Origin of the sequence: Aurantimonas litoralis (assembly GCF_026153195.1) — a bacterium.
Lineage (GTDB): Bacteria > Pseudomonadota > Alphaproteobacteria > Rhizobiales > Rhizobiaceae > Aurantimonas > Aurantimonas coralicida.
The window spans coordinates 886,752-910,588 of record NZ_JAPFBM010000001.1 but is presented as its reverse complement, the minus strand read 5'-3'; the positions used below and the strand labels follow the sequence as shown (position 1 = coordinate 910,588).

Genomic DNA, 23,837 nt, shown 5'->3' with positions numbered 1-23,837 from the left:
CATTCGGGCACCATGCGTTCAATTGTCGTTTTGCCGGGAAGCGAAGCGCGAACAGGGACTTCGCCGCCGCTGCGCAGATGGGGATCGCAGCGGCGCGATGCCCGGCGGGTTTGCGGCCCAGCGGAAATGTCGCAGGGCGGGCCGATAAAGCCGCGCCTGCCGGCCGTGCCGTCGCGCTTGTGTGGTAACCGTATCGGCGGGTCCCCGGTCAGTCGTCGCCCGCTCCTGCCGGGTCTGCGTTGTCGTCCGTCTGCGATGCCTGCGCACTCTGCCGGCGGGCGCGGGCCTGTTCCTTGCGCTTGCGCAAATTCTCCCGCAATTGCGCCTCCAGCCGTTCCTGCCGGCTGAGTTTGGGCGGCGTGCTTCCGGTGTCGTCCTGGCTCATCTGTCTGCACCTTGTTCGCGATCGTTGCGGCGATCGGCAGGCTGGCTTGGTCAATCGATCCGCGGCGTGACGGTTCCGTCGGGGGCTCAGCGGGCCTCGGCCGACATGGCGGCAAGTGCGTCCGGCGTCGGTCGGGCCGGCGCCCAGCCGAGCGTGTGTCGTAGATGCCCGGCATCCACGATGAAGGGCGTGTCGAGCGTCGCCACCATCGCCTCGCGCCCGGTCAGGCCGGCGAGCTTTCGCAGCAAGGCGGGCGGTACCCGGATCAGGCGAGGGGGGCGGCCGAGCCCGTGGCGGAGGGCCGTCACGATCGCGGCGGTCGACAGCGGCGGATCGCCGGCAACGAGGAAGGTCTCGCCGGCGGCCCGTTCCGCGGTGAGGACCAGCACGATCGCCTGCACGAGATCATCGACGGCCACGAGGCTGCGGGGCGCGGCGAAGCCGCCCAGCGGAAGCGGCGCCGGCATGCGCGCCAGTTTTGCCAGCGCGGCGATGCCACCGCGCCCGCCGGGGCCGAACACCGGCACCGGTCGCAGGACGCAACCCGTCGTCGCACTGCCGGAGAGGGCCTGCCAGAAGGCGTGCTCGCCCTCATGCTTGGAGCGCGCATAGGCGCTCTGGGGCGCGATCGGGGATGTCTCGTCGACCGGGTCGGGGGAGGCGGCGTGGACATTCGCCGTGCTGACGAAAACCATCCGCCGGACGCCCTCCTGCGCTGCCCGGCGGGCCAGTGCGGCGGTGCCGTCGCGATTGACCGCCGCAAGGGCCGCGGCATCGGCGGCGTCGGCCGTGCCGCGCTCGGGATTGGCGGCGGCGAGATGCGCGACGGCGTCGATGCCCCGGGGCCAGTCCACGGCCGTCTCGATGTCGGCAAGCTGAGTCGGCGCGGCGAAGACGCCGTCGCCACCCGGCCCGCCGCGGCGCAGGAGGACGATGTCGTGGCCGTCCGCCGCGAGCGCGGCCGTCAGGCGCTGCCCGACGAAACCGCTGCTGCCTGTCAGAAGGATGCGCAAGGCGAGGACACTCCGTGGAACCGTTCGAACCGGTTCTGGCGAAGCCGCGGCCCATGCGCAACGCCGGCGCGGTGAAAAGCGATTTGCCAATCGCGGGCGATGCTGTAGCGGAAGGGCCATGAAGCGCCTCTTCGATTTCACCGCCAGCCTCGTCGGCCTTGTCTGTCTGGGCTGGCTGATCGGCCTTCTCGCAATCCTGGTGAAGCGGGACAGCGACGGCCCCGGCATCTATGCCCAGCCGCGGGTCGGTCGCGATGGCGCGGTCTTCACCTGCTACAAGCTGCGCACCATGCACCGGACCACCGTCTCGGCCGCCTCGCACGAGACGCCGGCCTCGGCGGTGACCGGGCTGGGTCGCAAGCTGCGCGCCCTAAAGCTCGACGAACTGCCGCAGCTCTGGAACGTCCTGAAGGGCGAGATGAGCTTTGTCGGCCCGCGGCCCTGCCTGCCGTCGCAGACCGTGCTGATCGAGGAGCGTGGCCGGCGCGGCGTCCTTTCGGTGCGCCCCGGCATCACCGGGGAAGCGCAGGTGCAGGGTGTCGACATGTCCGACCCGGTGCGCCTTGCCGAGATCGACGCGCACTATGTAAACAACCGCAGCTTTCTCGGCGATCTGAAGCTGATCCTGCAGACGGTGGCCGGCGGCGGTCGCGGCGACCGGGTGCGCGGCTGAGGCCGGGCGGCTTACAACCACGCTGAAATCCGCTAGGTGTCCGGCGCGGAGCGGGGAGGGCTCCAATCCGTCCCGCCGCATGCGCGTCACCAGCAATTCGAGGATGCCAGCTCCATGATCGAACGCGTCGGCTTCGCCGCCGAACTCGCCGCCTATACCGACCGGCATGGTCCGGTGACCATCGGTCTCGCCGGTGCCGGCCAGATGGGCACGGACATCGTCGTGCAGGTGGCGCTGATGACCGGCGTGCGGATCGGGGCGATCGCCGCCAACAGCCCGCGCCGTCCGACCGAAGCGATCGCCATGGCGGGCCATTCCGCCGACCATGGCAGCTTTGCCGCGAGCGCATCCGACATCGACCGGACCATCGAGGCGGGCCGCATCGCCGTCACCGACGATCTCGGCGCACTCTGCGCCGCGGGGCGCATCGACGTCGTGGTCGATGCGACGGGCAGCCCAGAGGTCGGCACCTTCCTCGCGCTGGAGGCGATCCGCAACGGCAAGCATATCGTCATGCTGAATGTCGAGGCGGACATCACTGTCGGCCGTCTCCTGGCCCGCAAGGCGAAGGAAGCCGGCCTCGTCTATACGGGCTCGGCCGGCGACGAGCCGGCCTCGACGCTGGAGCTCATCGCCTTCGCCCAGAGCCTCGGCATGGAGATCGTCGCGGCGGGCAAGGGCAAGAACAACCCGCTGCGCCATTCCGCCATCCCCGAGGAATACGAGGAGGAGGCCCGCGCGCGGAACATGAATGCCCGCATGCTGGTCGAGTTCATCGACGGCTCCAAGACCATGGTCGAAATGACCGCCATCGCCAATTGTACCGGCCTGACGCCGGATGTCGCGGGCATGCACGGACCCGAGGCGACCAGCGAGAACCTGGGGCAGGTGCTCTGCACCACCGAGGATGGCGGAATCCTGTCGCGGTCGGGCTGCGTCGACTACACGATCGGCAAGGGCGTGGCGCCCGGCGTCTTCTGCGTGGTCAAGCCGCGCCACCCCCGCGCCATCGAGCGCATGGCCGATCTGAAGGTCGGTCCCGGCCCCTGTTTCGGCCTGATCCGGCCGTTCCACCTGACCAGCCTGGAGACCCCGCTTTCGGCGGTGCGCGCGGTCATCCACCGCCGGCCCGACATGGTGCCGATCGATCGGCCCGTCGGCGAGTGCGGCGCGCTGGCCAAGCGCGACCTGACGCCCGGCGAGACGCTCGGCCGGATCGGGGAGGCCGACTATCGCGGCTATGCCATGACCTGGGAGGACGGGCGCACGCGCCGGGCGCTGCCGATCGGGCTCGTCGAAAAGGCGAAGGTGGTGCAGCCGATCAGGGCCGGCGCGCTTCTGACCCACGACAATTGCGCCCCCGACGAGAGCCTGCTCGTCACCCGGATGCGGGCCGAACTCGACGCCGCCGATGGCCGCTTCGCAGCCTGAACCGGAAACCGCCGAACGCGGCGTCATCCGGGCGGTCACCTGGAACTGCCACGGCTCGATCGGCGCCGATCGCCGCTGCGACCCGGAGCGCACCCTTGCGACCATCGCGCGGCTCGGCCCGGATATCCTGGCGCTGCAGGAGGTTGACGGCCGTTCGCATCTTGGCCGCCGGCAGCGCGCCTTCGAGACGCTGGAGCAGGAGCTTCTGAAGACGGCGGGATCGCAGATCGTCGAGGCGCGCACCGTTCCGCGCGAGGATCGCGATTACGGCCATCTGCTCTGGTCGCGCTGGCCGATCGTCAGCGCGACCATCCATGCCCTGCCCGAACCCGGGGTCGAGCCGCGCGCCGCCATCGAGGCGGTGATCGCCGCGCCGTCGGGGCACCTGCGGGTCTTAGCCTTCCATCTCGGTCTTCTGCGGCGACAGCGCCGGGCGCAGGCGCAGTTCCTCGCCGAGCGCGTCGACGCGCGGGACGTGCCGACGCTGGCGATGGGGGACGGCAACGATCTGAGGCTGGGGGGCGCGCTGCATGGCGCGCTGGCGCCGCGGCTGCCGGTGCACACCGCGCCGCGCTCGTTTCCGGCGCGCTGGCCGATGCTCCGGCTGGACCGGATCTACGCCTCGGAAGGGTTCTCGCTGGTCACGCATGGACCGGGCCACGCCTCGCGGCCCGCCTCCGATCATCTGGCGGTCACGGCAGATCTCGCCTGGCCGGAGAGGGTCTGAAGGCGCGGGGCTAGCTGGACGGCTCGGTCTTGTCCGCCGCCTGATCGGGGCGGGTCGAGCGGATGACGATGTCGAGACCTTCGGCAAGGCACTTGCGGCTGTCTTCGTCGAGCGGCTCGAGGGCCTCGCAGATGCGCTGGAGCGGGTCTTTCTTGAGCAGCGCGCGACCGCGGTCGGTCAGGCCCAGTTCCTCGGCGCGGCCGCGTCCGACGCTGCCCAGCTTGGTGACGTAGCCCTTGGTGATCAGCGTGCGCACGGTGCGGGCCACGGCGCCCGAGGCGAGACCCTGGAAGCGGGCGAGATCGATGGCCGTGCGCAGCGGCACGGGCGCGGAATGGATGTAGCGCAGGGCCGCCCATTGCGCCGGGAACAGCTTGGACGCGTATCCCTGCGAGTGAAGACGCCGGGCAATCTGCTCCAGCTGGCTGGCCAGATCCGTCGTGGGTATCATCGAAATTCCGCTGTCTTCCTGAGAACCCCGTCCGCATGCCTGCCTGCATCGAACCTTGCTGGGCGTGCATATATGAGGATCGACGAAGTTTATCCAATCATGCCTGCTTGCAGTCCTAAGAAGCCGTGCAGGCAGTATTTAGAATTGTAAGTATCTCATGCGTCAGATCGTGGCGGGACTGGCTTCGGACACGTGCCGTGCGTCCTGTCGTGGATAGAATGGCTCAGTGGCGCTTGCATCGACGACGGCTGCGACCCGACCGCACGCAGATGTGCCTGCTCAATCCGGCGAGATTGAGGACGGCCCTGGGCGGCAGGTGCGCATGACGGCGCCCGCGACCTCAGCCGGGTGTGCGCAGCCAGTAGACGCGGAGCGGCTGGGCCAGGACGCGCATGCCGTCCTCGGTCTCGGCTTCAGCCTCGAAGCGGGCTTCCACCGCGCTGCGATTGTCCGCAACGGCAGCCGCGCGCAGCGGATCGACGGCTTCCAGCCGCTCGATGAACTGGGCGACGTCGCGGAAGCGTTCGCTGCGCTGATAGACGACGTTGCCGCGCAGGACGAAGCTGCCATTGCGCACCGCATCCGCCACCGCGACGCCGGCCGCCTCGCGAATCTCGCTTTCGTCCTCGACCGGGCGCATCGCCTCGAAATACGGGCCTTCCGCCAGCGGCTCGACAATCAGCACCGTGCCGGCCGGCTTCGTGACGCGCGCAGCTTCCGCAAGCGCCGTCGCCATGGCTGCGACCGGCACGTGGTGCAGGGCGTTGAGGATCACGGCAGCATCGATGCCGGACTCGTCGAAGGGGAGGGCTTCGGCCGCTGCCACTTCGAAACGGGCCTCCGGGACGCTGTCGCGGGCTGCGGCGATGGCCGCCTCGCTGGGGTCGATCCCGGTCACGGCGAAGCCACGCTTGACCAGGCTGCGGGCGAGCGCGCCGCGGCCGCAGCCGATGTCGAGCACGGAGCCGGCGGCTTCCCCGGCCAGCACCTCGCCGATGACGGCGGCGGTGTCGCCGGCCGCAAAGGCGGTGTTCAGGGCGCTCTGTATGGTCTTCGGATCGCTCATGGCCGGTTCCTGCAGCATGCGGGACAGGACGATTCCTGCCCCGGCGCGACGATAGCGGCCAGAAGCCGGCGAGCAAGGGCCGGAGCGCCGGGGCGCTCCGGCGGACCGGATCAGCCGGCCGGGTAGTTCTGCGGGAACAGCGCCCGCAGGGCGGCTTCGTCGCGCTCCGACTTGAAGCCGACATCGCTGCCGACCTTGCGGGCCTCGGCCACGGCCGGCCGGGCGTCGATGGCCGCGAACCAGCGCGACAGGTTCGGGTAATTGGCGAGTTCGCCTTCGCCCAGCACCATCTTCGCGCGGTCGATCCAGCCCCAGGCCGCCATGTCGACGATGGTGTAGTCGTCGCCGACGAAGAATTCGCGGCCGGCCAGATGGTCGTCCAGCACCTGGTAGTGCCGCTGGGCCTCGCGCAGATAGCGGTTGGCGGCATAGTCGGACTTGTCCTTGCCGACCGTGCGGAAATGCACCGACTGGCCGGAATAGGGGCCGACACCGGTGGCGATGAACATCAGCCAGGACAGGAGTTCGCCGCGATCCTCGGCCTTGCCGGCGAACTTGCCATGCTTGTCGGCGAGATAGAGCAGGATGGCGTTGGAATCGAAGACCCGCTTGCCGTCGTCCTCGATCGCCGGCAGCTTGCCGTTGGGATTGATCTTCCGGAACGCGGCCTCGTGCTGTTCGCCCTTCAGCGTGTCGACCGGCGCGAGCTCGAATTCGAGGCCGGCTTCCTTGAGGAAGAGCGCGACCTTCATCGGGTTCGGCGTCGGGTGGAAGTAGAATTTCAGCATCTGTGCGAGGTCCCCATTGGCAGATTGTCGACCGCATATGCTGTGACAGAGGGGAGCGAAGGCAAGGACGACGCTGCGTTCATCGATGGCCGCCGACGCGATGCCGGCCAGTTGCCAGCGATCGGCCGGACCGTACGCGCTTCATCCGCACGCTTTATCCCGATGGGCAAGTCATGTAACGGCTTGGCGATGGACCCGTACGGAGGGGGTGCCGCAGGCATGGGCGGCGGCATCCGGGAACTTTGAGGAGGCCGGCATGGTGGCCACGGATATCGCAACCCGGGTCTGGAGCCACACGTTCAAGCTCGACCCGATCGTGCGCAGCCTGCTCGATACGGATTTCTACAAGCTGCTGATGCTGCAGATGATCCGGGGGCAGCACCCGGACGTGCAGGCGACCTTCTCGCTGAACAACCGCTCGAAGCATGTGCGCCTCGCCGAGATCGTCGACGAGCAGGAGCTGCGCGAGAATCTCGACTATGTGCGCACGCTCTCCTTCACCAAGCGGGAGATGATCTGGCTCGCCGGCAACACCTTCTACGGCACGCGGCAGATCTTCCGGCCGGACTTCCTCGAATGGCTGGAGGATTTCCGCCTGCCGGAATACGAGCTGCGCCGGGTCGACGGCCAGTTCGAGCTGGATTTCCACGGTCCCTGGACCCACACCATGATGTGGGAGATCCCGGCGCTGGCGATCATCAACGAGCTGCGCTCGCGCGCCGCGATGAAGGATCTCGGCCGCTTCGAGCTCGACGTGCTCTATGCCCGTGCCAAGGCCAAGATGTGGGGCAAGGTCGAGCGGCTGCAGGCCCTGCCGAATCTGCGCATTTCCGATTTCGGCACGCGCCGGCGGCACTCCTTCCTGTGGCAGCGCTGGTGCGTGGAGGCCCTGAAGGAAGGGCTCGGCGACCGCTTCCTCGGCTCCTCCAACGTGCTCCTGGCCATGGAGACGGATCTGGAGGCCATCGGCACCAACGCCCACGAACTGCCCATGGTGATGGGGGCGCTCGCCGGCAGCGACGTCGAACTGCGCCAGGCGCCCTACGAGGTGCTGCGCGAGTGGCAGAGCTACTATGGCGGCAACCTGCTGATCGTCCTGCCCGATACCTTCGGCACCTCCGCCTTCCTGCAGAATGCGCCGGAATGGCTGGCGTCCTGGACCGGCTTCCGGCCGGATTCCGCGCCCCCCATCGAGGGCGGCGAGGAGATCATCGCCTGGTGGAAGCGCATGGGGCAGGACCCCAAGGACAAGCTGCTGGTGTTCTCGGACGGCATGGATTCCGACACGATCGAGCGGACCTACCGGCATTTCGAGGGCCGGGTGCGCATGAGCTTCGGCTGGGGCACCAATCTGACCAACGATTTCCGCGGCGCCTCGCCCGAGCCGAGCACCGGGCTCGACCCGATCTCGCTGGTCTGCAAGGTGACATCGGCCAATGGTCGGCCGGCGGTGAAGCTTTCCGACAATCCCGCCAAGACCAGCGGCGATCCCGAGGCGGTGGCGCGCTACCACCGGGTCTTCGGTGAAGCCGCCTATGCCGAGCGCGCGCTGGCGGTCTGAACAGGCCGGCATGACCGGTCGATAACCCTGTCGCCGATGGCGGCGGGAAAATCCGTGTCGACGGCCGTGCTATGAATTGCTTATCATAAGCAGGGTTATTAGATCACGTTCATGACAGATCAGACACCTCCAAGTCTCGGCTTCCTGCTGATCGACGCCGCGCGTCTCATTCGCCGCCGCTTCGAGCAGGAAAGCCGCGACATCGCCATGACCTCGGCGCAGCTCCACATCGTAGCCCGCCTTTCCAAGAACGAGGGCATCGGGCAGTCGGCGCTGGCCGCGCTCCTGGAACTCGAGCCGATGACCGTGTGCCGGCATGTCGACCGCATGGTCGCCGCAGGTCTCGTGGAACGCCGGCAGGACCCGAAGGACCGGCGGGCGCGCCAGCTCTTCACCACCGAGAAGTGTCGCGATCTGATGGAGCCGATGCGCAGCCGTGCGGCGCGGGTCTTCGAGGACGCGCAGGCCGGTCTGTCGGAGGCCGAGCGCCGCACCCTCGCCGATGCGCTGGCGACCGTGATCGGCAATCTCTCGACGTTCGAGGCGGGCGAGAGCAGCTGCGATGCGCCGCGCGAACCCGCCGAGGCAGACGCATGACCGCCTCCTCCGGACAGACCCAGGCGTAAGACGCCGAAGCGGAGGCCGGGGCTGGTACGACACAGCCGGCGGTGCCTGCGACAGGGCGCCGGCCGGCGCGGCACCACCACAAGGGCCGGCTCTGTCCAGGCTGCGCGTCAGCCACCCGAGAGACTGGCGGCGGTCGCCCTGATCTGGCCGGCGATCGCATCGACGCGTGCGGGCAGCACCCGGCCACGGCGCTGGATCAGCCAGAGATCGTGGTGGCGGGGCTGCGGCAGCGTCACGACGCGCAGCCTTTCGCGGCCGGGATAGGCCTCGACACCGCTGCGCGGCAGAAGCGTGTAGCCGATGCCGGCCGCGACCGGCGCGGGGATCTGGTTGATCTGGTTCACATGCGCCCGGACGTTGAGGCGATCGGCGCCCTTGAAGGCCCCCGGGAAATTCAGCGCGAACAATTCGTCGGCATAGGCGAAGCCGTCGGGATGGGCGATGAAGCCACGCGCGTCCAGATCGGCGAAGCTGACGGGACCGTCCTCCGTAGCCGCCGGCAGGACGAGGCATAGCTCCTCGCGGCCCAGATGCTCCGCGGCGAGGCGCGCATGGCCCGGCGGATGATCGACGATGCCGAGATCGAAGGCGCCATCGGCAACGCCCGCCAGCACCCGCTCCTGGGGCGCGGCCTCCAGCCGGATCGTCAGTTGCGGCGCCGCTGCCATGCGCGGCAGAAGCTGCGGGAAGAGCCGCATGGCGAAGCTGCCCGAACAGGCAATCGCCACCGCTCCGACATCGGCATCGTCGCGCAGGATGGCGGCGCGCAAGGCCTGTTCCTCGGCCCGCCGCGCGCGTCCCATGGCCAAGACGGCCTCGCCCGCCGGGGTCAGGCTGAAGCTCTTGCCGTCACGGGTGATCAGCCTCTGGCCGAGTTGCTCTTCCAGCTTGCGCAGATGCTGGGACACGCCCGGCTGGGTCATCGCCAGCCGGCTGGCCGTTCGGGTGAAATGGCCGGTCTCGCAAAGCGTGGTGAAGGTCTCGAGCCATTGGGCGTTCAGCATGGCTTATTGTGAAATGTTATGGAAAACCATTCAAACGATAATTTCACGTCAGCGCGGCAAAGGCCTATCTCGGGATCAGCCAATTCCAGCGAAGGATCGCACGATGCTCCCGACACCCCGCAGCTTTTCCCATATCGGCCTGTCCGTCCCCGACCTCGACGCGGCCGTGACATTCTACACGGAGGTCATGGGCTTCTACACGATCATGGCGCCGACCACGGTGACCGAGGACGACAGCGACATCGGCCAGATGTGCACCGACGTCTTCGGCCCCGGCTGGCGGTCGCTGCGCATCGCCCATCTGGCGACGGCCGACCGCATCGGCTTCGAGCTGTTCGAGTTCGACGGCAATGAGGCACCCGACGACAATCTGCCGTTCCGCCGGCATGGCATGTTCCATTTCGCCATCCAGGACCCCGATCTGGAGGGGCTTCTGGCGAAGATCGTCGCGGCGGGGGGGCGCCAGCGCATGCCGGTGCGCGAATATTTCCCCGGCGAGAAGCCCTACCGGATGGTCTATGTCGAGGACCCCTTCGGCATCGTCTTCGAGATCTACAGCCACAGCTACGAGCTGACCTATTCGGCGGGTGCCTACGCCTGATCCGGCGAAACACTGGTCCGCACGGCACGAGCAGGCCGGCATCGCCTCGAGCGGTGCCGGCCTGTGCTGTTAGGGGCCGCTAACCGCGTGCCTGTCCGCCTGCCGATGAACGGTGCGTCGGGATTGCATTCGACGATCGGGACCACAGCTTAGGCGCATCACGGGACGCCAGACGTCCCGACCGACATTGCCGATGCCGGCCGACGCCGTGGTTCGCCACCGTCGGCCGTTGTCGTCGGCGGTCGCGGGCGAGAGCCTCGACCGATCCACATTATCCGGAAGGACACCATGACCCAGTCGACCGAAGTCAATCGCCGCTATGTGCTGGCCGAACGCCCCAGGGGCGAGCCGAACGACGACACGCTGCGCCTGGAAACGGTCGAGCGGCCGGAAGCCGGCGCCGGGCAGATGCTCCTGCGCAACGAATACCTCTCCCTCGACCCCTATATGCGCGGCCGCATGAGTGACGCGCCGTCCTATGCCGCGCCGGTGGAGATCGGCGAGGTCATGGTGGGTGGCACCGTCGCGCAGGTCGTCACCTCGAATGTCGACGGCTTTGCCGAGGGTGACTGGGTGGTCGCCTTCGGCGGCTGGCAGGATTACGCCCTGTCCGACGGCAAGGGCGTGATCAACATGGGCAGGAACCCCGAGAACCCGTCCTGGGCGCTTGGCGTCCTCGGCATGCCGGGCCTCACCGCCTGGGCCGGCCTGACGCAGATCGGCGCCCCGAAGCTGGGCGAGACGCTGGTCGTCGCCGGTGCCAGCGGCCCGGTCGGCGCCACCGTCGGGCAGATCGGGAAGATCCTCGGCTGCCGCGTCGTCGGCATTGCCGGCGGGGCGGAGAAATGCGCCCATGTGGTGGAGACTCTCGGCTTCGACGCCTGCGTCGACTACAAGGCCGACGGCTTCGCCGACGCCCTGAAGGACGCCGCGCCCGACGGCATCGACATCTATTTCGAGAATGTCGGCGGGGCGGTCTTCGACGCGGTGCTGCCGCTGCTCAACCCCTCGGCCCGCATCCCGGTGTGCGGCCTGATCTCCCAGTACAACGCCACCTCGCTGCCCGACGGCCCGGACCGGATGAACTATCTGATGGGCCAGATCCTGCGCAAGCGCATGACCATGCGCGGCTTCATCGTCTTCGACGATTTCGGCCATCTCTACCCGCAATTCGCCGAACAGATGGGCGCCTGGGTCAAGGACGGGAAGATCCGCTACCGCGAGGAGATGATCTCCGGGCTGGAACAGGCGCCGGGCGCGTTCATTGGCCTCCTGAAGGGTGAAGCGTTCGGCAAGCGCGTCATCCACCTCGCTGACTGAAACCGACACATTCGAAGGGTACCCAACCATGAAAATTCTGATGGTTCTGACGTCGCATGACCAGCTCGGCGACACCGGCAAGAAGACCGGCTTCTGGCTCGAGGAATTCGCCGCGCCCTATTACGTCTTCAAGGACGCCGGCGCCGACGTCGCGCTGGCCTCGCCGAAGGGCGGCCAGCCGCCGCTGGATCCGATGAGCGATTCCGAGGACGCGCAGACCGACGCGACCAAGCGCTTCAAGAGCGCTTCAAGCTCGACAAGGCGGCCCAGCAGGATCTGGCGAGCACCCAGGTTCTTTCCTCGGTCGATGCCGACGGTTTCGACGCGATCTTCTTTCCCGGCGGCCACGGCCCGCTCTGGGATCTTGCCGAGGACGCCGACAGCCGTCGGCTGATCGAGACCTTCGCGCGAAGCGATCGTCCGGTGGGCGCGGTCTGCCACGCCCCGGCCGTCTTCCGTCACACCCAGACCGCCGACGGCAAGCCGCTGGTCGCGGGCCGTACCGTGACCGGCTTCACCAACACCGAGGAAGAGGGCGTCGGCCTGACCGACGTCGTGCCGTTCCTCGTCCAGGACATGCTGACCGCCAATGGCGGCGAGTACCAGAAGGGCGACGACTGGGCATCCTTCGTGGTCACCGACGGCAAGCTGGTCACCGGCCAGAACCCGGCCTCCTCCGAAGAGGCCGCGCGCAAGCTGCTGACCTTCCTCTGAGCCTGAAGGGAGCGCCCTGCGGCGCTCCGATACGTTGAAGCAAGGCGGAGGCAGCCACGGTTGGCTCCGCCTTTTGCTGTCTGCAGCTGTTGCGTCGCCCGCCGACCGGAAGGCACAGGTTACGTCGCGGCGCGCAGCCCGATATCCTCGCGTTCGTCCAGTCCCGCGGCCGCAAGCCCGGCGCAATAGCGATCGAGAAGCGCCCCGTTCATGAAGCGCAGCGCGTCGCGCACGGTCGCGATGGTCGTGCCGGCACGGCTGGCCGTGAACCTTTCCAACGCCAGACGCGCGTCCGCCTCCTGGCCGCAGGCGCCGAGAAAGGCCGCCAGATCGCGATGCGGCCAGGTCATGCCCGGCTTTTCCGCCAGCGCCCGCCGCGTCCAGCGGGCGGCCTCCTCGGGCCGGTCCGAGGCGAAATGCGCCAGGCCGATGCCGATGAACGAGTTGAAGGCGAACGGGTCGAGCGGCGACAGCCGCAGCGACCGCTCGAAACAGGCGAAGGCGTCGTCCGGCTGGCCGGCATAGACGCGGGCGAAGCCCCGCCGCGTCCAGGCCCAGGCGTGATTGACGTCGAGATCCAGCGCCCGGTCCAACAGCGCGTTCGCGCGCTCCAGATCCGCCTCGATCAGCATGGTGGCGGTGGCCACTGCGGTCAGGGCCAGCGGGTCGTCGTCGATGCGGCCCGGCGTGCGGTCCAGAAGCGCCCGTCCGCGCGTTCGCTGCTCGCCGATATCGTTCGCCCAGTTATAGGCGATGTGCTGGGCATGGGCCCAGGCGCCGATCGCTGCCGCGCGCCCATTGTCGGGCTCCAGCGCCAGGGCCTCGTCGATCAGCCCGATGGCGAGGTCGTTCTCGTCGTGGCGATGCGCCCACAGATGCGGCAGCGCCCGCATGACGAGGTCGTAGGCGACGAGATTGTCCGGCGGCCGGCGCCGGGCGCGTTCGATCTCGGCGCGGCGGATGGTCGGATGCAGTGCGCCGGAGACGGTCTCGGCGATGTAGTCCTGGACCTGGAAGAGATCGTCGATCTCCGCGTCGATCCGTTCGCTCCAGATCTGCAGCGCGGTCTCGCCATCCACCAGATTCAGCGACACGCGCATGCGCCGGTCGGAAAAGCGCACGCTGCCCTGCAGGATGTAGCGCACGCCGAGCTCGGCGGCGATTTCCTTCGCTCCCAATGCTTTGCCGCGGTAGGTGGCGGCGGACTGGCGGGCGATGACGAGAAACTCGCGGACCCGGGCGAGGCTCGCGGTGACCTCTTCCACCATGCCGTCGATGAAATTGTCGCGTCCCGGATCGCCGCTGAGATTGTCGAAGGGCATGACCGCCACCGACGGCTGGGTGTGCGGATCGGGGACCGCGATCCGGCGCGCCCGGCTGGCGCTGATCACCTTGGGCGTCCACACCCAGATCGGCTCGTGCCGGGCGTAGCCCTTCAGTTCGCAGGGGCCGATGCCGGTGAAATAGAGATCGGTCTTGCCCTGCAGATATTCGAACACGCCGCGGCTGATGGCCATGCCGCCGGCCGGCGAGATCTGCTGCACGCGGGTTGCCAGAACCACGCCTTCTCCGAAGCGGTCGTGCTCGGTGACGACGACGTCGCCGATGACGATGCCGATCCGCACCGGCAGTGCCGGCCTGTGCTCCTGGCGGTCGGCAAGCAGCGCTCGCTGGAAGCGCGCCGCCCACTGGACGGCGTTGACTGCGCTGCCGAATTCGATGAGCACGCCGTCGCCGCTGGTCTTGAAGATGTCGCCGCCGAACTCGCCGACGGTGGGGCGCACGAACCGCTTGTAGGCGCGTTCGACCGCGGCGAGGGCTGCGGTTTCGTCAGCCTCGACCAGACCGGAAAAGCCTTCGACATCCAGTGACAGGATGGCTGCAAGCCGGCGCAGGGGCGTCATGGTCGACGCGTTTCCTATTGGAGCGAACGGCTGGGTTTTACCAGACTTGCGGAAGGCCGGCCAATGGAAAACTCAGCCCGGCTGACGGCCAGCGGAACCGGGCACGCGGGTGCCGCCCGGCCCGCAAAACCTCAATCGCCAACCGCCACGCCTTCGCGGCGCGGATCGGCCCCGCCTTCCAGCCCGTCCGCCGTGATGACGATGCCGTGCAGGCCGGAATCGAGATCGGTCTCGTTCACCTCGAAGCCGAGATCGCGCAGCGGGGCGGCCAGGGCCGTGGCGCGGGTGCCGGCCTCAACGTCGAAGGTGCCGAAACGATTGACCAGATGCGGCATGGCGATGGCCTGCTGCACGTCCATCTCCCAGTCGAGCATGGCGATCAGCGCCTGCGCTACATAGCCGATGATGCGGCTGCCGCCGGGCGAGCCGATGGCGATCACCGGCGCGCCGTCGCGCATGACGATGGTCGGCGCCATGGACGAGCGGGGCCGCTTGCCCGGCGCCACCGCATTGGCGATGACATGCCCCTCCGCGTCATGGGTGGCGAAGGAAAAGTCGGTCAGTTCGTTGTTCAGCAGGAAGCCGCCGGTCATCAGCCGCGATCCGAAGCCGTTCTCGATGGTCGTCGTCATGGAGACGACGTTGCCGTCCGGATCGACGATGGCGAAATGGCTGGTGGACGGCAGCTCGATGGCGATGTCGTCGCCCAGAAGCATGGCGTGGTCCCAGGGCGGCATGCCGGGGGCGACGGCATCGTCGGCCAGCGCGCCATCGCCGGACAGGAGCGCGGACCGCCCGGCCAGATAGTCGGGGTCGAGCAGGCCCCGCTGCGGCATCGGCACGAAGTCGCTGTCGGCCATGTAGCGACCGCGATCGGCGAAGGCGAGGCGCGAGGCATCGCCGATCAGCCGCCAGGCTTCGGCGCTGTCGGGGCCAAGGGCGGCCATGTCGTGCGGAGAGAGCACGCCGAGGATCTGGCCGATGGTCAGCGCGCCGGAGGAGGGCGGCCCCATGCCGCAGACATCGACGCTGCGATAGACGACGCAGACCGGCTCGCGCTCGACGATGGCGTAACTGGCGAGATCGGCAAGCGCGAGTACGCCGGGATTGCCCTCGGCGTTGCGCACCGTGTCGACGATGCCTTGCGCCACCGGACCCTCGTAGAAGCCGTCGGCGCCGTTCTCGGCGATCGCCGCCAGCGTGTCGGCATAGGCGGCATTCGTCAGGATGGTCCCGACCGGCAACGCTGCGCCGTCGGCACCGAAGAAATAGCCCTTCGTACCGGGATAGCGTGACAGCCGCTCGGCATCCTCGGCGATCAGTTCGTGGAGCCGGGGCGAGACGGGAAAGCCCTCGCGGGCAAGATCGATCGCCGGCTGGACGATTGTGGCCCAGGGAAGCCTGCCGTAGCGCTCATGGGTGTCGAACAGCAGCCGCACCGTGCCGGGCGTGCCGACCGAGCGGCCGCCGACGACGGCGTCGTAGAAGGCAAGCGGCTCGCCGGCCGCGTCGAGGAAGAGTTTCGGCGTCGCCGCCGCCGGTGCGGTCTCGCGGCCGTCGAAGGTGGTCAGCCGGCCGGCCTCGGCGTCGAAATAGACCAGGAAGGCTCCGCCGCCGATCCCGGAGGATTGCGGCTCGACTAGGCCGAGCACGAGCTGCGTCGTCACCATGGCGTCGATGGCGTTGCCGCCGTCGCGCAGGATGGCGAGACCGGCTTCCGCCGCCAGCGGATTGGCCGCCGCCACCATCTGCCGCTCGGCCCGCACCAGCGCCTTGGCGGTCGCCTCGGTCGCGATCTCCGGCTGGACGCGATCGGCGGCCTGCTCCTGGGCGACGGCCGATCCGGTAATGGCAAGACAGACGCCGAGCCACAGCCCGGCAAGCGGTAAACGACGCATGGCGCGATCCTCCCGATGGTGTCGAAAGCTAGCGCGCCGCGAGGCGGGGTGGAAGGTGGGTTTGGGGAGGCGCGGTGCGGTGGCGCGCGGGTGAGGTCGCAGCGGGCGGCGGTATCCACACGTTGGCAGCGGTGGCGGCGATTTGGCATGGGTCCTCGGGTCAAGCCCGAGGATGACGACCTTGTTTGATGGGGGTGCCTTATCGCGGACGTCGACGGCAAGCCGCCATCATCTCACCGTGCGTCATCCTCGGGCTTGACCCGAGGACCCATGCCTCAGCCTTTGAGCTCGGCGCAGTCGCGAGAGAGATATGAGCGCCCCTCGTGCGCCGAAACGGCTGAGCCCGCTACAGCGCGGCGAGGCCGCCGTTTTCGCCAAGCCGCTCCAGATGGTGGTCGGCGTCGCCGAAGGCGAGGTCGATCATGGCGAGGCGCTTCATGTGGTGGCCGACCTCGTATTCCATGGTGACGCCGACGCCGCCGTGAAGCTGCACGGCGCTTTCCCGGATGAATTTGGCCGAGCGGCCGATCTGCACCTTGGCGGCGGAGATCGCCTCGCGGCGGGTGGCGGCGTCGGGCTCGGAGGCGTTCATCGTGGCGTAGAGCATCATCGAGCGCGCCTGCTCCAGCGCCATGTACATCTCGGCGCCGCGGTGCTGCAGCACCTGGAAGCCGCCGATCGGCACGCCGAACTGCTTGCGCTCCTTCAGATAGGCGATGGACAGCTCGTGCATGCGCTGCATCGACCCGACGGCCTCGGCGCAGAGCGCGGCGATGGTCTCGTCGATCACCCGCTCGACTACCGGCAACGCACCCGCCGGATCGCCGAGGACGTTGTCGGCGGGCACAGATACGCCGTCGAAGGTCAGCTCGGCGGCCCGCATGCCGTCCTGGGTCGGGTAGCCCCGGCGCGACAGGCCCGGCGCATCGGCGGGGACGAGGAACAGGCCGAGGCCCGAGCGGTCGCCGGCGGACCCGCCGGTGCGGGCGAGGACGACGAAGCCGTCGGCGCTGTCGCCGTGCAGCACCAGCGACTTCTCGCCGGTCAGCGTGTAGCCGTCACCGGACGGCGTCGCCGCCATGGCCGCGACGGCCGGGTCGTAGCGCATGGTCCGCTCGGCAAAGGCAAAGGCGAGGCGCGTCGAGCCGTCGGCAAGGCCCGGCACCCATGCGGCGCGCTGCGCGTCCGATCCGGCATGGCGGATCGCGCCGCCGGCCATGACCACCGTGGCGAGATAGGGCTCCACCACCAGCCCGCGGCCGAAGGCCTCCATGACGATCATCGTCTCGACCGGGCCGCCGCCGAAGCCGCCATCGTCCTCGGCAAAGGGCACCGCCGTCAGGCCGAGCTCGGCGAAGGCGGACCACATGGCCGGGCTGAAGCCGGGCTCCTCGGCGCGGTAGCGCCCGCGCTGTTCGAAGCCGTAGCGGTCCTGGATCAGCCGCTCGACCGACTCGCGGATCATGGTCTGTTCGTCGGAAAGGTCGAAATCCATTGGGTGGCGTCCTGCTGCTGGCGGGGCCGGCGGCGCGATCGCGCGCCTGAGCCGGCGAATAGGGAAGGCGAAGGCCGGCGCGGCGGGCGCCGGCGCGATCAGAGGCCGAGGATCGCCTTGGCGATGATGCTCTTCTGGATCTCGTTGGAGCCGCCGTAGATCGACACCTTGCGGTAGTTGAAATAGGCGGGCGCCAGCGAGGCGGCGTAGTCCGGCCCGACCGGCGGCTCGTTGCGGCCGTCCTCGCGCTCCGCCTCGTAGGGCAGGGCATAGGGGCCGATCGCCTCCATCAGGAGCTCGGTCGTCGCCTGCTGCAGCTCCGAGCCCTTGATCTTCAGGATCGAGGAGGCGGGATCGGGCTTGCCGTCATGGCCGCGCTTGGCCTCGGCCGAAACGACGCGCAGCTGGGTCATCTCCAGCGCCTTCAGCTCGACCTCGACGGCGGCGACCTTCTCGCGGAAGCGGCGGTTCTCCCAGACCGGGGTCTGGCCGGCAAACTCCAGCCGGGCGATCTCCTTCAGGCGGCGGATCCGCTCTTTCGAGCCGCCGACCCGGGCGATGCCGACGCGCTCGTGGCCGAGCAGGAACTTGGCGTAGTCCCAGCCCTTGTTCTCCTCGCCGACGAGATTCTCGACCGGTACGCGCACGTCGTCGAAGAACACCTCGTTGACCTCGTGGCCGCCATCGATGGTCTGGATCGGCCGGACGGTGACGCCCGGCGTCGTCATGTCGATGAGCAGGAAGGAGATGCCCATCTGCTTCTTCGGCGCGTCGGGATCGGTGCGCACCAGGCAGAAGATCCAGTCGGCATGCTGGCCGAGGGTCGTCCAGGTCTTCTGGCCGTTGACGACGTAATGGTCGCCGTCGCGCACGGCGCGGGTCGTCAGGCTGGCGAGGTCGGAGCCGGCGCCGGGCTCGGAGAAGCCCTGGCACCACCAGTCGTCGAGATTGGCGATGCGCGGCAGGTACTTCGCCTTCTGGGCATCGTTGCCGAAGGTGTAGATCACCGGGGCGACCATGTTGTGGCCGAAGGGCAGCATCTGCGGCGCCGGCGCCTGCTGCATCTCGTCCTGGAAGATATATTGCTGGATCGGCGACCAGCCGGTGCCGCCATGCTCCACCGGCCAGTGGGGCACCGACCAGCCCTTGGCGTTGAGGATGCGGGTCCAGCGCACCATGCCGTCCTTCGACACGTGGCGCCCGTCGCGCAGCGCCGCCGTGACGTCGGCCGGCACGTTCTCGCGGATGAAGCTGCGGACCTCGTTGCGGAACGCGACCTCTTCGTCGGTGAAGCGAAGGTCCATCTGTGTCCATCCTTGTCGGTGAAGGGCGATGCGGGGCAGGCGGACCCGCCGCGGGCCTCGTCTCCCGCCCTCGTGAAGCAGAACCGGCCCTGCGATCCTCGTCCCGGATTCCGCATCGTGGAATTCGGTTTTGCAATTGCCGCAAAGTAGAAATCGCCCTAGCCTCTGTCAACGACGACGCGGCGCTCCCGTCCGGGCAGTTTGCCGCCCCCCGCAACCCCGGCTGCCTTCTCCGCAGGGCCCGGCCCGCCAGCTATTCCAGGACAGTTTCATGACGACAATCAATCCCGCCACGACGCTGGACGTCGAGGGAGAGATCGCAGTGCTGACGCTCGACAACCCGCCGGTCAACGCGCTGTCGCACATCCTGCGCGAAGGCGTCGCCGCGGGGCTCGAGGCCGCCGCGGCGGACCCGGCGGTCAAGGCCATCGTCCTGATCTGTGCCGGCCGCACCTTCATCGCCGGCGCCGACATCAAGGAGTTCGGCAAGCCGATCGCGGCGCCCACCCTGCAGGATCTGCAGGACCAGATCGAGGCCCTCGACAAGCCGGTGATCGCGGCGCTGCACGGCACGGCGCTCGGCGGCGGGCTGGAGCTGGCGCTGGCCTGCCATTACCGGATCGCGTCGCCCTCGGCCAAGGTCGGCCTGCCCGAGATCAAGCTGGGCATCATCCCCGGCGCCGGCGGCACCCAGCGGCTGCCGCGGCTGGTCGGCCTGCCCCGCGCCCTCGACATGATCCTCACCGGCACGCCGGTCGGCGCGGCGAGCGCGGTGACCCTCGGCGTCGTCGACGAACTGGCAGCCGGCGACCTGCGCGCCGAGGCGCTGCGCTTCGCCAATGCGATCCTCGCCGAAGGCCGGCCGCTGCGCCGGATCCGGGACGAGGCGCAGCGCCTCGACGGCGAGGATGTGGACGCGGCGCTGGCGAGTGCGCGCGAGCGCCATGGCCGCAAGATGCGCGGCTTCGAGAGCTTCGAAAAGGCGATGGACGCCGTTGCCAATGCCGCGCGCCTGCCCTTCGACGAAGGGCTGGCCGGCGAGCGCGAGATCTTCGTCGAACTCCTGGGTGGCACCCAGTCCAAGGCCCAGCGCTATGTCTTCGGCGCCACCCGGGCCGTCGCCAAGATCGCCGACATTCCCGCCGACACGCCGACGCGCAGGATCGGCCGCGTCGGCATCATCGGCGCCGGCACCATGGGCGGCGGCATCGCCATGAACTTCCTGTCGGCGGGCATTCCCGTCACCATCGTCGAGCAGGCCCAGGCGGCCCTCGACCGCGGCACCGGCACCATCGCCAAGAACTACGCCGCCTCGGTCCGGCGGGGCCGCATCCGTGCGGAGGACGCCGAAAAGGCCAATGCCCTCCTGACGCCGTCGCTGGAATTTGGTGATCTGGCCGATTGCGACCTGATCATCGAGGCGGCCTTCGAGGAGATGGCGGTGAAGAAGGAGATCTTCACGCGCCTCGACGCGATCGCCAGGGACGGTGCGATCCTCGCCTCCAACACCTCCTATCTCGACATCGACGAGATCGCGTCGGTGACAAAGCGGCCGGCCGACGTGCTCGGCATGCACTTCTTCTCGCCCGCCAACATCATGAAGCTGCTGGAGGTCGTGCGCGGCCGGGAGACGGCGAAGGACGTCATCGCCACGGCGATGAAGATCGGCCGCGACATCGGCAAGACGGCGGTGCTCGTCGGCGTCTGCCACGGCTTCGTGGGCAACCGCATGCTGTCGGCCCGCCAGCGCGAGGCCAACAAGCTGATCCTGGAAGGCGCGATGCCCTGGGACGTCGACCGGGTGCTGACCGATTTCGGCCTGCCGATGGGGCCGTTCCAGATGGCCGATCTCGCCGGGCTCGATCTGGGCTGGAACCGCGAGACGTCGAAGGGCGAGACCATCCGCGAACGGCTCTGCGAGGCCGATCGCCGCGGCCAGAAGACCTCGGCCGGGTTCTATGACTACTACGAGAACCGCAAGGGCTCGCCCTCGGCCATGGTCGAGGAGGTCATCCTCACAAAGTCGCGCGAGGAGGGCTTCGAGCGCCGCGCCATCGGCGACGACGAGATCCTCGAACGGCTGGTCTATCCGATGATCAACGAGGGCGCGAAGATCCTCGATGAGGGGATCGCCCAGCGCGCCTCGGATATCGATGTGGTCTGGATCAACGGCTATGGCTGGCCGGTCTATCGCGGCGGGCCGATGTTCACCGCCGACACGATCGGACCGGACGTGATCCTCGAGAAGATGCGCGAATTCGAGGCCCGCTTCGGCGCGGATTTCACCCCGGCACCGATGCTGGAGCGGATCGTGCGCGAGGGCGGCTCCTTCACCGGCGCCGCCTGAGAGCGCGGCGGAGGGCCCGGCGATGCGCAGGCGGGACGCGGACGGCGCGGCAGAGGGACCAGCGCTGGAGGACGATCCCGGCATGGTCACCGCGCTGGTGCGCGGCCTTGACGTCCTGCGCTCGTTCCGCCGCGACGACGGCGCGCTCGGCAATCAGGAGATCGCCCGGCGCACCGGCCTGCCCAAGGCGACCGTGTCGCGCCTCACCTATACGCTGAGCCGTCTCGGCTATCTCGTGCATCTGCCCGAATCGGCGAATTACCGGCTGGGGCCGGGCGCGCTCGCCCTGGGCTTCGCCACGCTCGGCTCGCTCGGGGTGCGCGACGTGGCCCGGCCCTTCATGCAGACGCTGGCCGACGAGACCCAGTGCTCGGTCGCCCTGGCGACCCGCGACGGCATGGCTATGCTCTATGTCGAGGCCTGCCGGGGTTCGAGCGCCATCCGGGTCGATCTCGACGTCGGCAGCCATCTGAAGCTCGCGACCTCGGCCATCGGGCGGGCCTATCTCGCCGGCCTGCCGGACCGCGATCGCGCCGATCTGATGGCGAAGCTGGCCGCCCGCGAGGGCGAGGCCTGGCCGGCGATGGAGGCGGGGATCGCCGCGGCGCTCGAGGATTTCCGCGAACTGGGCTTCGTCGCCTCGGCCGGCGACTGGAAGCGCGAGGTCAACGCCGTCGGCGTGCCGCTGGCCATCGGCACCGGCGGTCTGGCCTTTGCGCTGAATTGCGGCGGCCCGGCCTTCGCGCTGCCGGCCGAGCGGCTGCGCAGCGACGTCGGGCCGAAGCTGAAGCGCACGGCTGAAGCGGTGCGCGGCGCGCTGGGACTGTAGCCGCGCCGCCGGCTTTGGCGATGCGCATAGGAAAATCGTCGCGCCCGGGACGAAGTCCCTTTTCCTTCCAGCGCGATGGCAATAGGTTTCGCCGCAATCCGCGTCGGTTTTGGGCACCGGACCGGTCGGTCACACTCAATGGGAGACCCCGATCGTGGCAGCACGCATCATCAGCTTCATCGTCGCGCTTTTCGTCCTGCCGGGACTGGCCCTCGCGCACGGCCCGACCCGCCAGAAGGCGAGCGAAACCGTCACGATCGACGCAGCACCGGACAAGGTCTGGGCCAAGATCGCCGAATTCGGCGACATGTCCTGGCATCCGCGCATCGCCATGACCGACGCCCCCAAGGGCAACGAGAAGGGCTCGATCCGCACCCTCGGCTTCACCGACGGCGGCATGATGGAGGAGGAGCTGTCGAAATACGACGCGACCAAGATGAGCTACTCGACCTTCATCGGCCATGTGAATGTCGATCTGCTGCCGGCGACGAACTACTCCTCCACCATCACCGTCAAGCCGGCCAAGGACGGCGCCGGGTCCGAGGTGCAGTGGCGCGCCGCCTTCTATCGCGGCTATCCGAACAACGATCCGCCGGCCGAGCTCAACGACGAGGCCGCTGTGGAAGGGGTCACCGCCTATATCCGCGAGGGTCTCGACAATCTGAAGGCGACCGTCGAATCGGGCTCCTGATGCCGCGCGTCGCAGCGAGCGGGGCGAAAGCGGCCTTCGTCGCCGCGCTGCTCTGGTCGCTGCCGGCCGCGGCCGGCGACATCGCCTATGTCACCAGCCAGGAGGCGGGAGAACTCGCCTTCGTCGATCTCGACGCCATGGCGGTGACGAAGAGCATCGCCATCACCGGCAAGCCGGCGGGGATCGCGGTCTCCAGCGATGGCCGCCGCGCCTATGTCTCGCGGCCCGAGGACAAGGCGATCAGCATCGTCGACACCGCAAGCGGCGAGACGATCGGCGAGATCGCCACCGGCGGCGGGCCGCTCGGCATCGCGGTGCATCCGTCCGGTGCGCCGGTCTATGTCGCCGACTGGTTTTCCCATTCGCTACTCGTTCTTGATCCCGAGACGCGCAAGGTGGTGGGGTCCTTCGAGACCGGGGAATCGCCCTCCGGCGTCGCCGTCAGCGGCGACGGCAGGGTGGTCGTCACCGCCGACCGTGATTCCAACCAGGTCTCCTTCATCGACACGGCGACCGGCGCGGCCATCGCCCGCGTTGCGGTCGGCGAGCGGCCCTTCGGCGTGACCATCTCGCCGGATGGCAAAAGGGTCTATGCCGCCAATGTCGGCAGCGACGACGTCAGCATCATCGATGTGGCGACCCATACGGTGACGTCCACGGTCCCGGTCGGCTCGCACCCCTATGCGGTGGCCGAAAGCCGCGGCAAGGTGTTCGTCACCGACCAGTATGGCAGCACCGTCACCGTCTTCGATGCGGCGAGCGGCAAGCGTCTGGAGCAGCTGGAAACCGGCGAATATCCCGAAGGCATCGATGTCGGCAGCGACGGGCGCTTCGTCTATGTCGCCAACTGGTTCGACAACACGCTGTCGAAGATCGACGCCGAGACGCTTGAGGTGCTGGGATCGGTCGAGGTCGGCGACGGCCCGCGCGCCTTCGGGGAGTTCATCGGCAAGGCGCCCTGACGATATCACATCATGGCCAGACTCTTGCGCCAGATTCCCGCGCGAA

Annotated in this window: 21 protein-coding genes and 1 pseudogene; 12 read left to right on the top strand and 10 right to left on the bottom strand. The window is 68.7% G+C overall.

Annotated elements, in window-relative coordinates:
* Positions 1-208 precede the first annotated feature (208 nt).
* Positions 209-385 (bottom strand): hypothetical protein, encoded by a 177-nt coding sequence (locus N7I30_RS04325; protein WP_192847172.1) that lies wholly within the window; start codon positions 383-385, stop codon positions 209-211.
* A gap of 86 nt (positions 386-471) precedes the next feature.
* Positions 472-1,398 carry an NAD-dependent epimerase/dehydratase family protein gene (locus N7I30_RS04320; RefSeq protein WP_498636930.1) on the bottom strand — a complete coding sequence of 309 codons (927 nt, stop codon included), beginning with the start codon at positions 1,396-1,398 and terminating at the stop codon, positions 472-474.
* Positions 1,399-1,516: 118 nt separating this feature from the next.
* Between N7I30_RS04320 and N7I30_RS04315 the strand changes: the two genes are divergently transcribed.
* From N7I30_RS04315 to N7I30_RS04305, 3 genes are all read left to right on the top strand, one after another.
* Complete coding sequence (locus N7I30_RS04315; protein ID WP_230786457.1) at positions 1,517-2,071, top strand: sugar transferase; 555 nt, start codon at positions 1,517-1,519, stop codon at positions 2,069-2,071.
* A gap of 114 nt (positions 2,072-2,185) precedes the next feature.
* Entirely contained in the window at positions 2,186-3,502 is a 1,317-nt protein-coding gene (locus tag N7I30_RS04310; RefSeq protein ID WP_498636928.1) for an NAD(P)H-dependent oxidoreductase, read from the top strand.
* Positions 3,483-4,229, top strand: a complete 747-nt coding sequence (locus N7I30_RS04305) for an endonuclease/exonuclease/phosphatase family protein (protein ID WP_498636926.1) — start codon at positions 3,483-3,485, stop codon at positions 4,227-4,229. Before N7I30_RS04310 ends, N7I30_RS04305 begins: the two co-directional genes overlap by 20 nt.
* Before the next feature lie 10 nt (positions 4,230-4,239).
* Here N7I30_RS04305 and N7I30_RS04300 read toward each other — a convergent pair whose 3' ends face one another.
* The 3 genes from N7I30_RS04300 to N7I30_RS04290 all read right to left on the bottom strand — a co-directional run bounded on the left by N7I30_RS04300 (position 4,240) and on the right by N7I30_RS04290 (position 6,534).
* Positions 4,240-4,680, bottom strand: coding sequence for a MarR family winged helix-turn-helix transcriptional regulator (locus tag N7I30_RS04300; RefSeq protein ID WP_050767568.1), 441 nt, complete (start codon positions 4,678-4,680; stop codon positions 4,240-4,242).
* A gap of 340 nt (positions 4,681-5,020) precedes the next feature.
* Positions 5,021-5,746, bottom strand: coding sequence for a class I SAM-dependent methyltransferase (locus N7I30_RS04295; RefSeq protein WP_498636924.1), 726 nt, complete (start codon positions 5,744-5,746; stop codon positions 5,021-5,023).
* Positions 5,747-5,856: 110 nt separating this feature from the next.
* Positions 5,857-6,534 carry a glutathione S-transferase family protein gene (locus tag N7I30_RS04290; RefSeq protein WP_188076157.1) on the bottom strand — a complete coding sequence of 226 codons (678 nt, stop codon included), beginning with the start codon at positions 6,532-6,534 and terminating at the stop codon, positions 5,857-5,859.
* Positions 6,535-6,790: 256 nt separating this feature from the next.
* On the opposite strand from N7I30_RS04290, the gene pncB reads away from it, so the two are divergent.
* Both pncB and N7I30_RS04280 read left to right on the top strand, forming a co-directional pair.
* The gene (gene pncB / locus N7I30_RS04285; protein ID WP_498636922.1) at positions 6,791-8,095 is read left to right on the top strand and encodes a nicotinate phosphoribosyltransferase; all 1,305 of its coding nucleotides are present in this window, start codon (positions 6,791-6,793) and stop codon (positions 8,093-8,095) included.
* Between the two features lie 111 nt (positions 8,096-8,206).
* Complete coding sequence (locus N7I30_RS04280) at positions 8,207-8,692, top strand: MarR family winged helix-turn-helix transcriptional regulator (protein WP_498636920.1); 486 nt, start codon at positions 8,207-8,209, stop codon at positions 8,690-8,692.
* 137 nt (positions 8,693-8,829) lie between these two features.
* Here the strand turns inward: N7I30_RS04280 and N7I30_RS04275 are convergent, their stop codons facing one another.
* Positions 8,830-9,726 carry a LysR family transcriptional regulator gene (locus N7I30_RS04275; RefSeq protein WP_498636918.1) on the bottom strand — a complete coding sequence of 299 codons (897 nt, stop codon included), beginning with the start codon at positions 9,724-9,726 and terminating at the stop codon, positions 8,830-8,832.
* Positions 9,727-9,829: 103 nt separating this feature from the next.
* Here N7I30_RS04275 and N7I30_RS04270 point away from each other — a divergent pair, with 103 nt between their 5' ends.
* From N7I30_RS04270 to N7I30_RS04260, 3 genes and pseudogenes are all read left to right on the top strand, one after another.
* Positions 9,830-10,327, top strand: coding sequence for a lactoylglutathione lyase family protein (locus tag N7I30_RS04270; protein ID WP_024349697.1), 498 nt, complete (start codon positions 9,830-9,832; stop codon positions 10,325-10,327).
* Between the two features lie 288 nt (positions 10,328-10,615).
* Positions 10,616-11,647: an NADPH-dependent curcumin/dihydrocurcumin reductase gene (gene curA, locus N7I30_RS04265; protein ID WP_498636916.1), complete on the top strand. Its 1,032-nt coding sequence runs from the start codon at positions 10,616-10,618 to the stop codon at positions 11,645-11,647.
* A gap of 28 nt (positions 11,648-11,675) precedes the next feature.
* A pseudogene (locus N7I30_RS04260) lies at positions 11,676-12,361 on the top strand (type 1 glutamine amidotransferase domain-containing protein).
* A gap of 119 nt (positions 12,362-12,480) precedes the next feature.
* Here the strand turns inward: N7I30_RS04260 and N7I30_RS04255 are convergent.
* From N7I30_RS04255 to pimC, 4 genes are all read right to left on the bottom strand, one after another.
* Positions 12,481-14,265 carry an adenylate/guanylate cyclase domain-containing protein gene (locus N7I30_RS04255; protein ID WP_498636914.1) on the bottom strand — a complete coding sequence of 595 codons (1,785 nt, stop codon included), beginning with the start codon at positions 14,263-14,265 and terminating at the stop codon, positions 12,481-12,483.
* Positions 14,266-14,396: 131 nt separating this feature from the next.
* On the bottom strand, positions 14,397-16,163 hold the full coding sequence (gene ggt, locus N7I30_RS04250) for a gamma-glutamyltransferase (RefSeq protein ID WP_498636912.1): 1,767 nt from the start codon (positions 16,161-16,163) through the stop codon (positions 14,397-14,399).
* Positions 16,164-16,509: 346 nt separating this feature from the next.
* Complete coding sequence (locus tag N7I30_RS04245) at positions 16,510-17,658, bottom strand: acyl-CoA dehydrogenase family protein (RefSeq protein ID WP_498636910.1); 1,149 nt, start codon at positions 17,656-17,658, stop codon at positions 16,510-16,512.
* Positions 17,659-17,756: 98 nt separating this feature from the next.
* Positions 17,757-18,962 carry a pimeloyl-CoA dehydrogenase large subunit gene (gene pimC / locus N7I30_RS04240; RefSeq protein ID WP_370195911.1) on the bottom strand — a complete coding sequence of 402 codons (1,206 nt, stop codon included), beginning with the start codon at positions 18,960-18,962 and terminating at the stop codon, positions 17,757-17,759.
* 271 nt (positions 18,963-19,233) lie between these two features.
* Between pimC and N7I30_RS04235 the strand changes: the two genes are divergently transcribed.
* The 4 genes from N7I30_RS04235 (at position 19,234) to N7I30_RS04220 (ending at position 23,791) form a co-directional block, all read left to right on the top strand.
* A complete protein-coding gene (locus tag N7I30_RS04235) occupies positions 19,234-21,309 on the top strand; it encodes a 3-hydroxyacyl-CoA dehydrogenase NAD-binding domain-containing protein (protein ID WP_498636908.1) in 2,076 nt (691 codons plus the stop codon).
* Positions 21,310-21,331: 22 nt separating this feature from the next.
* The gene (locus tag N7I30_RS04230; RefSeq protein WP_498636906.1) at positions 21,332-22,138 is read left to right on the top strand and encodes an IclR family transcriptional regulator; all 807 of its coding nucleotides are present in this window, start codon (positions 21,332-21,334) and stop codon (positions 22,136-22,138) included.
* Positions 22,139-22,289: 151 nt separating this feature from the next.
* On the top strand, positions 22,290-22,829 hold the full coding sequence (locus tag N7I30_RS04225) for an SRPBCC family protein (protein ID WP_029702838.1): 540 nt from the start codon (positions 22,290-22,292) through the stop codon (positions 22,827-22,829).
* Positions 22,829-23,791, top strand: a complete 963-nt coding sequence (locus N7I30_RS04220) for a YVTN family beta-propeller repeat protein (protein WP_498636904.1) — start codon at positions 22,829-22,831, stop codon at positions 23,789-23,791. The genes N7I30_RS04225 and N7I30_RS04220 overlap by 1 nt, the downstream gene beginning before the upstream one ends.
* The last annotated feature ends 46 nt before the right edge of the window (positions 23,792-23,837 follow it).